Genomic DNA, 12,171 nt, shown 5'->3' on the forward strand with positions numbered 1-12,171 from the left:
AATACGTATATACTAGATACGGAATCTATGAAAGAGGTTGATATAATGAAGACATTTCTTTCCGCCTTACAATGGGCACTATTTATTTTAGCTGGAAGCCTTATTGTACCAATTAGTGTCGCAACTAGTTATGGTCTTGATGGCGCTGAAGCCATTGCATTCGTACAAAGAACATTATTTGTTCTAGGCTTTGCAGGTCTCTTGCAAGCTATATTTGGGCATAAACTTCCTATTCAAGAAGGTCCTGCTGGCCTTTGGTGGGGAATTTTCTCCCTTTACGCAAGTTTAGGCGTCGTATTATTTGGATCAAGCAATGAGACACTTAAAGTTCTTCAATATGCTTTCTTATTAAGCGGTATTATTTGTATTATTCTTAGCGTTTTTGGACTTATTGATAAACTCGTTCGCTATTTTACACCGACAGTCATTGGAACGTATTTATTTCTTCTTGTCGCGCAACTCAGTGGCTCCTTCTTAAAGGGAATGTTTGGCCTTGATGGAAAACATACAGAAGTACAACCTAACGTATTTATTCTTTCACTCATTGTTATTTTACTATCCTTTTTCATCATGAAGCTACCTATTATTGGACAATATTCCGTTCTTTTCAGTATCATATGCGGCTGGATATTATTCGCATGCTTCGGATTATCTAATCCAATAACACCAGTGACAGACATAATCCGTTTTCCGTCCTTATTTGTTTTCGGCATGCCTCGTGTTGAATGGAATATGGTAATTACGGTCATATTTGTTACACTCTTACTTCTAACAAATATGTTAGCAAGTATTCGCGTTGTACAAAAGGTTGTCTCTAAATATGAAGAAAATGCTGCATCAGATCGTTTTAAACAAGCCGGCATTATAACAGGAATCAACCAATTGCTAGGCGGCCTGTTTTCAGCTATTGGGCCTGTCGCTATTTCTGGATCAGCAGGTTTTATTGCAACGACTAATATTTATAAACGTCTCCCTTTTATATTAGGGTCAAGCTTTATTATTGTCGTTAGTATATTCCCAAAGATTACTTCATTCTTTGCAGCGATCCCTGTTGCAGTTGGTTATGCCGCTATTTATCCTGTATTCGCAAGCATGATTGGCCTCGCCTTTCGAGAATACGAAACTGTCCAGGATAAAGAACAATTATTTAAAGTAGCCGGTCTTTCAATCTTCACAGGAGTCGGAGTTATGTTTGTTCCAGCAGGAGCATATTCCACACTTCCACCATTTCTAGCATCGTTTTTAAGTAACGGTCTCGTTCTTGGATCTGTAATGGCCATTTTGCTAGAAATACTATTTTCTCGTTCCACAGCAAAACAAATATCGTAAATTGGAAAACTTCCATTATTGCACTCTACCTTTAGAGTTGTTACGATAAAATCAAACTTGAATCATTGGGGTTTTATCCATCCCCAATGATTATTAACCGATATTATGAGCAACACACTCATAATGATTTATCTACTTCTTTTCAAAGAGGTTTGATGTCTTACTATTATTCCTCAACATCTTCATGAACATGTATTTTGATTTCAATTAAAGAAAGGAATTTTCTATATGACTTATAAAATGATTGTTTTAGATTTAGATGATACTTTATTACGTGATGACCATACTATTTCACCTCGTACGAAAGAAGCGTTAATGACTGCACAAGAGCAAGGGGTAAAGGTTGTACTTGCTTCTGGACGTCCAACATTCGCAATGCGTACAATTGCAAAAGAATTACATTTAGAAGAGTACGGTAGCTTCATTCTTTCCTTTAATGGCGCAAAAATTATTAACTGTAAAACAGATGAAGAGTTATTCAGTAGTACGTTACCCCCTGAAATCGTTCACAGTCTATATGATATTAGTAAAGAAGAAAATGTATGGATTCACACATACATTGGCGACGATATTATCACTGAAAAAAACAACTCTTATACTGAAATTGAAGGTCAAATTACGGGTATGCCAATCGTAGAAGTAAATAACCTGAAAGAATCTGTACAACAACCAGTTGTAAAAGTATTGATGGTAGAAAATCCAGAGCATTTACAAACGGTAGAAGCAAAACTGCAAAAACAACTAGAAGGCCAATTAAGCGTGATGCGTTCGAAACCATTCTTCTTAGAATTTACTGAAGCCGGTGTTACAAAAGGAACGAGCTTAAACAAACTGATTCAAAAGCTTGGCATTAAGCGTGAAGAAGTTATCGCAATGGGCGATAGCTATAACGACCAAGCAATGATTGAATTTGCTGGTCTTGGTGTTGCAATGGGCAATGCACCTGATGATATTAAAGAAATTGCAAACTACGTAACAGATACAAATATGAATGATGGTGTCGCAAAAGTTGTAGAGAAATTCGTTTTAAAAACGGATGTACTTGTTTAATATTTTCATTCACAAAACCTATTTGAAGTCAAATACTTCAAATAGGTTTTTATTTAAATTCTCATGCTTTTGTGACTATATTTTGAACTTTGCACTATTCTCGTAGTGTAAACTTTCTTTTTGTATATAATGAAACAAAATAGACTATTTTATTTTGAAAAAGAATACAAATTTACTATATACAAGCATACGTTAAAGGAGGCTACTTTATGTTATCTACACCAATCGGACGATTAAGAGCAATTGGACTAGTTGAGGGTATTTCTTTCCTATTACTATTATTTGTAGCAATGCCATTGAAATATTTCGCAGGATTTGCAACAGCTGTTAAAATTACAGGTATGGCTCATGGTGTTCTGTTTATTCTATTCATCTTTGCAGTAATTCAAGTAACAATCGTACACCGTAAATCAATTTTATGGGCACTTGGAGCATTTGTTTCATCAGTTATCCCATTTGGTACTTTTGTACTAGATGCAAAATTAAAGAACGAACAACAATAATAAAAAGGTAGTTAACGACTGTTAACTACCTTTTCTATTTATAAATTTGGAATTTCCCAATCAATTTCTCTTTCTCCCATATTAGCTAAAATCGTATTTACTTTAGAGTATGGCTTACTACCAAAGAAACCACGTCTTGCCGATAATGGGCTTGGATGTACAGATTCGATAATATGATGATTCGGATTCGTAATTAACTTCTTCTTCGCCTGCGCATGGCGCCCCCACAATATGAAAACAACTGGCTTTGCACGTTCGTTCAACAGTTCAATCACACGATCTGTGAAGTGCTCCCATCCTTTTCCCTTATGAGAATTTGCTTCGCCTTGACGAACTGTTAATACAGTATTTAGTAGTAATACTCCTTGTTCCGCCCATTTTACTAAATAACCGTTATTCGGGATTTCATAACCATATTCATCTCGAAGTTCTTTATACATATTTAACAATGATGGTGGTGTTTTAACATCAGGTTGTACAGAAAAACTTAAACCATGCGCTTGATTCGGTCCATGATATGGATCTTGTCCTAAAATAACAACCTTTGTATTTTCATAACTTGTATACTGAAGAGCGTTAAAAATATCTTCTACCTTCGGATAAACAATATGCGTGCTGTACTCTTCTGTCAAAAAACTGGATAGAGTACGATAATACTCTTTCTCAAATTCTGGTGCCAATAATGGTCCCCAATCATTCTTTAAAACATTTTCCATACTGTCACTTCCTGTCTAATTAATTCAACATATCCTGTTTTGTAAATACTAAGAACGAAATAATAAGGGAAACAACTGCCCAAACAGTTAAATTCATCAAAGAAAATCCCATTGATAAGCCTTGTAATGCAGGTAATTTTCCTGATAAATAATCCGTTAATGATAAATTCACGCTAAAAATATATTTCGCACCTTCCCAAGATGTTGCGAACGAGCTTAAGATACCGCCTGCAATTAATGCAGCTAGCATAACGCCCATACCAGCTGGTGTATTACGAATTAAAACAGAGACCATAAATGATATAGTTCCGACAACGATAGCAACAAACCAGGCTAGTCCATACGCCATTAAGATGTATTGCCACTGCGGAATAAGATGCACAAAGTTCGTATTTAACGTTTCCTTATCAATGACGAATCCTGTTAAAACAGGTAAATTCCATCCCGAGTATCCAAATACAAGCCCTGATAATATGTAAGCAAACAAACCTACAAGAAACAGTATGAGCGAAATGAAAAATAACATCGTCACGTATTTACTAAGGAGTATTTTCCAGCGCCGAATCGGCCGCGTAAGTAACATCTTCATTGTCCCATCACTTCGTTCTCCTGAAACGATATCAATAGCGACAATCATTACGAGAAGCGGAATAAACAATGTAATTCCTTGTTCAATAAATGCTCTGACAAAAGTCGGTGCACCCGGTGCCATTGGGTTAATATCATGATCTAAATAATATTGTTGTTGCTCAACTCTTACCTTTAACCAATCACGCCATTCTTCTGGCAACCTAGAATTGTTCAACCGGTTCTGAGAATCAACAATTTGCTGTTGCAATGAAACCTTCCAATCAGTTGTACCGAGTCTTTTTTGTGTCGTTTCTATTTCACGATACTGCGCGTACACAAAAAGCGGGATCAAGATTGCTAAAATAAGCATGACAACAAAAATACGTTTCTTACGGTAAATCTTTTCTGATTCATTTAAAACTAGATTCGCAAATTCACGCATGCTGCTCACCCCTTGTGAGTTCAATAAATAAATCTTCTAGCGTAAATACAAGCTCCTTAACGCTATGTACATCTATTTCATTTTCTACAAATTTTTTATTCCAACTACTTATAGATGCAATATCCATGCGGCATAGTAATCGCTCGCCTTTTACACTCACTTCTCTTATTTCCTCGGCCGCTTCTAGCATATCTTTCGCCTTAGAAGTTGGTGTAACAATCCATTCTACACGATCACTTGCTGTTTTAATTAATTCTTCAACTTTGGCAACTGTTATCATCTTTCCTTTATGAATAATAGCAACGCGATCGCATATCATTTGCACTTCACTTAGCAAGTGACTTGAAATAAACACGCTCATATTTTCTTCTTTCACAAGCTTATGTATAAATTCCCTAAGTTCTCTAATCCCTGCTGGATCTAAACCATTCGTTGGCTCATCTAATATAAGCAATTTAGGATTCCCAAGGAGCGCCTGTGCAATTCCAAGGCGTTGTTTCATACCAAGTGAGTACGTTTTTACCTTGTCATGAATTCTTTCATCTAAATGAACCATTTCAGCAATTTCAATAATACGTTCATCTGATATATCACCTAACATACGAGCAAATTGCTTTAAATTTTCCCATCCTGTTAAATATGTATACAACTCTGGGTTTTCAACGATACTCCCAATTTGACGCATCGCTTCTCTGAAATTTTCCTTAATCGAATAACCACCGATAGAAATCTTACCTTCTGTCGCCTTAATCAATCCGACTAACATTCGAATAGTAGTCGTCTTTCCAGCACCGTTTGGTCCTAGGAACCCGAACACTTCTCCTTGCTTTACATCAAAGGAAATATTCTCTACAAGAGTCTTGTTTCCAATTACCTTCTTCAAGTCTCGTACGGAAAGTATCGTCGTCATTTTACCCCTCCTTGTTCTAGTTTTAATTTACTTACAACATTTTGAACTAAACGTTCTGCCATATACGTATAACCTACTTCATTCGGATGAAAATGATCAGAGTATAATAAATCTTTCCCGCGGTTTTGGAATAAATCAATTGTCGGTGTAATATACACATTTTTATCGTTTAGCGCTAACTTCTCTAAAGATGCATTCCAGTCCACAACAATGTTTGAAGACCCTTTTAAATCTTCTACATCTTCAAAAGGATTGTATAAACCAAGCCAAAAAATCGGACTATTTGCATTTAATTTACGAATTTCTTCTATAATTTTCTTTGCTTCATTTTGAAACGTTTCTGTATCAGGACGATACGTCTCTAAATCTATTTTCCCGAGCGATTCCCAGCCTGGGAACAAATCATTCCCGCCGATCGTTAACGCGATTACATCTGCTTGCTTAATTGAATATTGAGCGCCACTACTTTCAATTTGTTTTAATAAATCGGGCATTTTTGCACCACTAACTGCTAAATTTGTTAATGCAATTTTTTGCTTATAATCTTTTTGTAAATCCTCTTTCATTCGCCCAACATAGCCAATTCCTTCTTTATCACCAACGCCACGCGTTAATGAATCACCTAAACTAACGATTTGTAACGTTCCCGTTTTCTTTTTCTCTTTTGCCACTACATCGGTCTTTTTAATTAAATTTGAAGCTTTCGGATTTAATACATCATTTACACCTGAAACAAAGCCATATGCAAATAAACAGAAAGATGCAATTGTAATCAGTAGAATTACTTTTACTACTTTTGATCTCATATCAAAACCCCTTTTAGCCCTCATAGATTGTCCATAATTATACCAAACGAAATTTTGAAAAGCGATTTTCACACCTTCTCAATTATGTCGTTTCTCTATCTACTAACTCTGGTAATAACTCTATATGCTTCACATCTAATTTCTCTTCACTAATCTTTTCATATAATAATTCAAACGCTTTCACTCCAACGTTTTTACTAGAATGCGAAATCGTCGTTATACCCAATATATCTGCCACCTCTTGATCATCACACCCGATAATCGTAATATCCTCTGGAATACGAAATCCTTGTTTTTTTGCTTCTGTAACCATCCCCGCTGCAATATGGTTACAAGATACAAGGAACGCCGTCGGTTTTACTGACATATGAGCCCATTCTCTAATTACATTGCGTCCATCTTCCACTGTAAAACATCCCTCAAATTTCCAGGTCTCTAACGATGTTACGATACTCTGTTGAAGCGAATCTTCGTACGCCTTCTTTCGTCTTTGGCTATTAACGCTATTACTTCTTCCAATACAATATCCAATACGTGTATGACCGGCATCTATTAAGCTTTTCATCCCACGTGAAAATACTTTGTAGTAATCGATATGGACACTTGAAATATACTTCGAATCTATTTCTTCACACATAACAATCGGGCCGAATTTCGTATATTCTTCAAGCTTCTCTTTACTATTTGTCCGAGAACAAATAATAACCCCATCAAGCTTTTTCATTTTTAACATATTTAAAATTTCTAGTTCTCTTTCTTCGCTATAATTTGTCTGGCAAAGCATCATATTATAATTATTCTTTGCTGTTTCTTTTGATATCCCCTCGATAATAGCACTATAATATTGATTATTTACGTGTGGCAATAAAACGCCAATTACATTCGTTTTTCCTTTCACTAAATGAATTGCATTCACGTTTTGCGTGTAATTTAATTCTTCTATAATTGCTAAAATTTCTTTTCGTTTCTGTTCATTTACGTACGGATGATTATTTAGTACACGTGAAACAGTTGAAACAGATACTCCAGCAAGTTCAGCAATCTTTCTTATATTTGTCATCTCATTTTCCCCTTCTCACAAAAATTCTCCCTTGACCTGGTAAGCTTTCCACAATATATCCTTTCCTAGCAAATACATTTAGAAAGGATATACAACTATGCTTCGATTCAAATTAGAATATATATTTTTCATTGGCGGTTTACTCATTCTTGCCATCGGTATTAATATGATGACAACAATTACTTCCTTTGGACTTAGTCCTTATGATTCCTTCTTTATTGCACTATATCAAAATTTTGGGATAAGCATTGGTTTTTGGATTTTCATGATTAACTTTGCCTTTACACTTATCGTACTCTTTTGGAATAAAAAACAAATTACAATCGGTACAATTGTAACGATGGTTCTTATTTCTCTTTTTGTTGATTGGATTGGTTCCATTACAACTATTATGGACGCTATCCGCTCTCTTCCAAAATATATAACACTTATTTGCGGAAATCTATTCGTTGGAGCTGGAATTGGTCTTTACGTCTCTACAAACCTTTGCGCAGCGCCTCAAGAAGCTTTCGTTTTAACGGTTGCTGAAAAGAAAAAATGGACGTTTAGAAGAACAGAGATTTCATTAGCCTTTTTATTTTTAACGTTAAGCTTTTTATTAGATGGACCTATCTATTTTGGAACAATCATCTTATCCTTTACAACAGGCTGGATTATCCAAGCATTTATTCAAGTTGGTACGCAGATTTTAAATAGAAAAGAGCCTATTAAGCAAGCTGCTTAATAGGCTCTTTCTGTTTTATGGTAAGAGATACTACTTAGCATCCCCTTCAATTCGATAGTTCGCTTTCAAACAATCGATTTCTTCATACCCTTGCAACGTATGTAGAATATAATCATAATCAGCAAGAGACGCACGATGCGTTACAATTACAATTTCAGCCTTTCCTTTCTCTTCAAGCGGCATTTGAATAATCTTTTCAAAGCTAACGCCACGCTCAGAGAACAATGAAGTAATTTTTGCAAATACACCAATTTCGTCTTTTACATGAAGTCTTAAAAACTTTTTCACGACAATTTCGTCTGGCTCTTTTAATACTTTTTGATATTGTGGGACTACAGCACTATTTCCTGTTACCCCTAATCTAATATTTTGCATTACAGCAACTAAATCCGAAACAACAGCTGTCGCTGTCGGTAAACTTCCTGCGCCTGGTCCATAAAACATCGTTTCTCCAACTGCTTCACCGTACACATACACAGCGTTATATTCATTTTGTACTGCCGCAAGAGGATGTGTATTTGGAAGTAAAGTTGGTTCAACTGTAACCTCCAATTTTTCACCATCTCGTTTTGCAAGACCGATTAATTTAATTGTATAACCTAAGCTCTTACTGTATTCAATATCTTCCTCTGTAATAGAGGTAATCCCTTTTACTTTCACATCTCCAAGCTCTACATTTGTAGAGAAACCAAGAGTAGCTAAAATCGTCATTTTTCTTGCTGCATCTAAACCTTCTACGTCTGATGTTGGATCTGCTTCTGCAAATCCAAGTTGTTGGGCTTCTTTTAACACGTCGTTATATGCTCTCCCTTCGTCTGACATTTTCGTCAAAATAAAATTTGTCGTTCCATTTACAATTCCCATTACTTTCGTAATAAGATCTGAAGAAAGTCCTTCTACGATACTGCGTAAAATTGGAATTCCTCCTGCCACACTCGCCTCATAGAATAAATCAGCCTTATTATCTTTTGCTGTCGCTAATAATTCAGCTCCATGTAATGCCATTAAGTCTTTATTTGCAGTTACAACATGCTTTCCGCTTTTTAAAGCTTGTAAAATATATGATTTTGCATCATCAATGCCACCCATCACTTCGATGACAACATCAATATTTGGATTATCTAAAATTTCATTTGCATCTTGTGTTAATAGAGTAGAAGGTACCTCTACCTCTCTCTCTTTCTCAATGTTTTGCACTAATACTTTCGTTACCTTAACTGGACAACCTACTTGGTGTATGAGTCGTTCTTGATGATCCGTAATAATACGAACCACACCACTGCCAACTGTCCCAAGACCTAATAACCCAACTTGAATTTCTTTCATAGTACTGTCCACCCCTCAAAAATTGTGTTTAGATGAAATTATATGAGTAAAAAATCTGAAAAACAATATATTTTGAACATTCGGGAAAATATAAGTTAATCTTTACAAGGAAAACGTTGCCACGTGTTACACAATCTTTCTTTACAATATATAAGGGGTTTCTTGATACACGTAATAATTCAACCAATTAGAAAACAATAAATTACCATGACTCCTCCACCTAACAAGCGGCTTTTCATCTGGATTATTATGTTTAAAATAGTTTTTTGGCACATCAATATTTAATCCCTTGTCACGATCTCGTTCGTATTCTTGTTTTAACGTCTCACAACTATATTCGCTATGTCCAAGGGCAAAAACTTGCCTTCCTTCTGGCCCAATAACAAGGTGAACACCTGCTTCTTCAGAGTTTGCTAACAATGTTAATTCTTTCACTTCTCTAATATCATTCTCTCGTACTTCTGTATGACGAGAATGCGGAGCAAAAAACAATTCATCAAATCCTTGTAACAATTTCACATGTTGCTCGCAAACCTCATGTTCAAATACACCGAATATTTTTTCCTTAAGGGGATACTTTGGAACACCATAATGATAGTACAAACCAGCCTGTGCCCCCCAGCAAATATGGAGCGTAGATGTTACATTCGTTTTTGAATACTCCATAATACGTTTAAGCTCTTCCCAATAATCTACTTCTTCAAAAGAAAGAGTTTCAACTGGTGCTCCTGTAATAATGAGCCCATCAAATTTTTCATTTTCAATATCACGAAACGTTTTATAAAAGCTCGTTAAATGGTCCTGCGCTACATTACGAGACAGATGTGATTCCATATGAAGTAAATGAACATCTAATTGCAACGGTGTGTTTCCAATTAAGCGAAGTAATTGTGCCTCTGTGTCTTGCTTCGTTGGCATTAAATTTAATATAGCAATTTTCAAAGCGCGTATATCTTGTGTTTCTGCTCGCTCCTTCGTCATTACAAAAATATTTTCTTTTTGCAACACTTTGCGAGCCGGCAAATCTTTATCAATTATGATCGGCATGTGTTTTGCCTCCAACTAGAGCTGCTTCCAAATCTGCAATAATATCAGAAACATCTTCTATACCAACCGATAAACGAATTAAATCAGATGTAACACCAGCTAAACGCTGATCTTCAGCATTTAATTGTCTATGCGTCGTACTAGCGGGATGTATAACGCAAGTTCGTGCATCAGCTACGTGCGTTACAAGAGTTGCTAGTTTTACATTTGCGATAAATTCTTTTGCTGCTTCTAATCCCCCTTTAATACCAAATGTTAAAACCCCACTAGCACCTTTTTTCAAATACTTTTGTGCTAACGAGTAATTTTCATTACTATCTAATCCCGGATAATTCACCCATTCAATACGTTCATGATTAGCAAGCCACTTAGCAACTGCCAGAGCATTTTCGCTATGACGCTCCATTCGTAAATGCAAAGTCTCTAAGCCAATATTGCTAATATATGCATTGAATGGGCTCATACAATTTCCATAATCTCTTAATAGTTGAACACGTGCTTTCACAATATATGCTGCTGCACCAAAGTTTTGAACGTAACTTACACCATGATAACTTGGATCTGGTTCAACAAGCTCAGGATATTTTCCATTTGTCCAATCAAAGTTTCCACCGTCAATTACAATACCGCCTAAAGAGCTCGCATGCCCATCGATATATTTAGTCGTAGAATGAACAATAATATTTGCCCCATATTCAAACGCTTGGCATAAATAAGGAGTTGCTAATGTATTATCAACGATAAAAGGTACCTCTAATTCTTTAGCGGCAGCTGAAAATTCTTTGAAATTTAAAACATTCATCGCTGGATTTCCTAATGATTCTGCATAGATAAGTTTCGTCTTATCGTTAGCAAGTGCCGTAATTTCATCTGCCGTTAAATTTGGATTAAAGAACGTAACATCAATGCCAAGCTTACGTAAACTCACCCCAAATAAATTAAACGTTCCCCCGTAAACAGTTGAAGAGCAAAGTAAATGATCCCCACTACTACAAATATTTAAAACTGCGAGCATAATAGCTGCTTGCCCAGAAGCCGTTGCAACAGCTCCTACACCGCCTTCTAAATCTGATAACTTCTGCTCAAATGCGGCTAGAGTAGGGTTTCCAATACGCGTATAAATATATCCTTCTGCCTCTAAGTTAAATAGAGCTGCTAAATCATCCGAAGTATCGTATTTATACGTTGTGCTTTGATAAAGTGGTAAAACACGTGGTTCACCATTCTTTGGCGTATAGCCACCTTGCACACAAATCGTTCCTTTTCCCCATGATTCTCCCATCTCTCATTCTCCTTTCTTTTATACAAAATAAAAAACTGCCCCTTTCCTGAAAACAAGAAAGGAGCAGTTTGAAAACACGCTCTAAAGGCTCTTTCTTATCTCTCAGGATTACTACCTGCAGGATTTGGCACAATTCCGTTATACGGCTGTTGCCAAGGTTTCATCGGGCCTGTCCCTCCACCTTTTCTTGATAAGACTATGCAATTACCGTTGATTTTATAGCAATAATTTTCTAATGTCAAACAGTTTTTCTGAATGTTCTAAAATAAATGTTAACAGTTTCATATAAAGCAACAAAAGAAATATATTCTAGTCTATTTCAAAAAAGACCTTTAAAAAACTCAAATCAGTCTATAAAATTAAATAAGTAATTTAACCTATAAATTCAAATTCTCTAAAATTCAGC

12 protein-coding genes and 1 riboswitch are annotated in these 12,171 nt (G+C 35.8%); of the genes, 4 read left to right on the forward strand and 8 right to left on the reverse strand.

What is annotated here, in order from left to right; translation table 11 throughout:
- The first annotated feature begins 45 nt into the window (after positions 1 to 45).
- From BUA87_RS15005 to BUA87_RS15015, 3 genes are all read left to right on the forward strand, one after another.
- Positions 46 to 1,329 carry a purine/pyrimidine permease gene (locus BUA87_RS15005; RefSeq protein ID WP_000847031.1) on the forward strand — a complete coding sequence of 428 codons (1,284 nt, stop codon included), beginning with the start codon at positions 46 to 48 and terminating at the stop codon, positions 1,327 to 1,329.
- 228 nt (positions 1,330 to 1,557) lie between these two features.
- A complete protein-coding gene (locus BUA87_RS15010) occupies positions 1,558 to 2,379 on the forward strand; it encodes a Cof-type HAD-IIB family hydrolase (RefSeq protein WP_072940143.1) in 822 nt (273 codons plus the stop codon).
- A gap of 209 nt (positions 2,380 to 2,588) precedes the next feature.
- The gene (locus tag BUA87_RS15015; RefSeq protein ID WP_000953396.1) at positions 2,589 to 2,882 is read left to right on the forward strand and encodes a DUF3817 domain-containing protein; all 294 of its coding nucleotides are present in this window, start codon (positions 2,589 to 2,591) and stop codon (positions 2,880 to 2,882) included.
- A 38-nt stretch (positions 2,883 to 2,920) separates the two neighbouring features.
- Here the strand turns inward: BUA87_RS15015 and BUA87_RS15020 are convergent, their stop codons facing one another.
- From BUA87_RS15020 to BUA87_RS15040, 5 genes are read right to left on the reverse strand one after another with little or no spacing between them, the layout of a single operon-like run.
- Positions 2,921 to 3,598 carry a uracil-DNA glycosylase gene (locus tag BUA87_RS15020; protein WP_072940146.1) on the reverse strand — a complete coding sequence of 226 codons (678 nt, stop codon included), beginning with the start codon at positions 3,596 to 3,598 and terminating at the stop codon, positions 2,921 to 2,923.
- A 19-nt stretch (positions 3,599 to 3,617) separates the two neighbouring features.
- Positions 3,618 to 4,610, reverse strand: a complete 993-nt coding sequence (locus BUA87_RS15025) for an ABC transporter permease subunit (protein WP_001206475.1) — start codon at positions 4,608 to 4,610, stop codon at positions 3,618 to 3,620.
- Positions 4,603 to 5,520 carry an ABC transporter ATP-binding protein gene (locus BUA87_RS15030; protein WP_072940149.1) on the reverse strand — a complete coding sequence of 306 codons (918 nt, stop codon included), beginning with the start codon at positions 5,518 to 5,520 and terminating at the stop codon, positions 4,603 to 4,605. The genes BUA87_RS15025 and BUA87_RS15030 overlap by 8 nt, the downstream gene beginning before the upstream one ends.
- Positions 5,517 to 6,398: an SGNH/GDSL hydrolase family protein gene (locus BUA87_RS15035; protein WP_142953283.1), complete on the reverse strand. Its 882-nt coding sequence runs from the start codon at positions 6,396 to 6,398 to the stop codon at positions 5,517 to 5,519. The genes BUA87_RS15030 and BUA87_RS15035 overlap by 4 nt, the downstream gene beginning before the upstream one ends.
- Before the next feature lie 10 nt (positions 6,399 to 6,408).
- Positions 6,409 to 7,386: a LacI family DNA-binding transcriptional regulator gene (locus tag BUA87_RS15040; RefSeq protein WP_072940156.1), complete on the reverse strand. Its 978-nt coding sequence runs from the start codon at positions 7,384 to 7,386 to the stop codon at positions 6,409 to 6,411.
- A gap of 97 nt (positions 7,387 to 7,483) precedes the next feature.
- Here BUA87_RS15040 and BUA87_RS15045 point away from each other — a divergent pair, with 97 nt between their 5' ends.
- Positions 7,484 to 8,110, forward strand: a complete 627-nt coding sequence (locus BUA87_RS15045; protein WP_000943411.1) for a YczE/YyaS/YitT family protein — start codon at positions 7,484 to 7,486, stop codon at positions 8,108 to 8,110.
- A gap of 30 nt (positions 8,111 to 8,140) precedes the next feature.
- Here the strand turns inward: BUA87_RS15045 and BUA87_RS15050 are convergent, their stop codons facing one another.
- The 3 genes from BUA87_RS15050 to BUA87_RS15060 all read right to left on the reverse strand — a co-directional run bounded on the left by BUA87_RS15050 (position 8,141) and on the right by BUA87_RS15060 (position 11,765).
- A complete protein-coding gene (locus BUA87_RS15050; protein ID WP_000659109.1) occupies positions 8,141 to 9,436 on the reverse strand; it encodes a homoserine dehydrogenase in 1,296 nt (431 codons plus the stop codon).
- 141 nt (positions 9,437 to 9,577) lie between these two features.
- The gene (gene metA, locus BUA87_RS15055; protein WP_072940159.1) at positions 9,578 to 10,483 is read right to left on the reverse strand and encodes a homoserine O-acetyltransferase MetA; all 906 of its coding nucleotides are present in this window, start codon (positions 10,481 to 10,483) and stop codon (positions 9,578 to 9,580) included.
- Positions 10,467 to 11,765: a bifunctional O-acetylhomoserine aminocarboxypropyltransferase/cysteine synthase gene (locus BUA87_RS15060; protein ID WP_000504786.1), complete on the reverse strand. Its 1,299-nt coding sequence runs from the start codon at positions 11,763 to 11,765 to the stop codon at positions 10,467 to 10,469. Before BUA87_RS15060 ends, metA begins: the two co-directional genes overlap by 17 nt.
- 92 nt (positions 11,766 to 11,857) lie before the next feature.
- Positions 11,858 to 11,962: riboswitch (SAM riboswitch) on the reverse strand.
- Positions 11,963 to 12,171: the final 209 nt, after the last annotated feature.

Origin of the sequence: Bacillus sp. bc15 (genome assembly GCF_900142585.1) — a bacterium.
GTDB classification, from domain to species: Bacteria; Bacillota; Bacilli; order Bacillales; family Bacillaceae_G; genus Bacillus_A; species Bacillus_A cereus.

Bases quoted from the DNA above. Each gene is read 5' to 3' on its own strand.
- BUA87_RS15005 (WP_000847031.1), top strand. From the start codon at position 46: ATGAAGACATTTCTTTCCGCCTTACAATGGGCACTATTTATTTTAGCT.
- BUA87_RS15010 (WP_072940143.1), top strand. From the start codon at position 1,558: ATGACTTATAAAATGATTGTTTTAGATTTAGATGATACTTTATTACGT.
- BUA87_RS15015 (WP_000953396.1), top strand. From the start codon at position 2,589: ATGTTATCTACACCAATCGGACGATTAAGAGCAATTGGACTAGTTGAG.
- BUA87_RS15020 (WP_072940146.1), bottom strand. From the start codon at position 3,598: ATGGAAAATGTTTTAAAGAATGATTGGGGACCATTATTGGCACCAGAA.
- BUA87_RS15025 (WP_001206475.1), bottom strand. From the start codon at position 4,610: ATGCGTGAATTTGCGAATCTAGTTTTAAATGAATCAGAAAAGATTTAC.
- BUA87_RS15030 (WP_072940149.1), bottom strand. From the start codon at position 5,520: ATGACGACGATACTTTCCGTACGAGACTTGAAGAAGGTAATTGGAAAC.
- BUA87_RS15040 (WP_072940156.1), bottom strand. From the start codon at position 7,386: ATGACAAATATAAGAAAGATTGCTGAACTTGCTGGAGTATCTGTTTCA.
- BUA87_RS15045 (WP_000943411.1), top strand. From the start codon at position 7,484: ATGCTTCGATTCAAATTAGAATATATATTTTTCATTGGCGGTTTACTC.
- BUA87_RS15050 (WP_000659109.1), bottom strand. From the start codon at position 9,436: ATGAAAGAAATTCAAGTTGGGTTATTAGGTCTTGGGACAGTTGGCAGT.
- metA (WP_072940159.1), bottom strand. From the start codon at position 10,483: ATGCCGATCATAATTGATAAAGATTTGCCGGCTCGCAAAGTGTTGCAA.
- BUA87_RS15060 (WP_000504786.1), bottom strand. From the start codon at position 11,765: ATGGGAGAATCATGGGGAAAAGGAACGATTTGTGTGCAAGGTGGCTAT.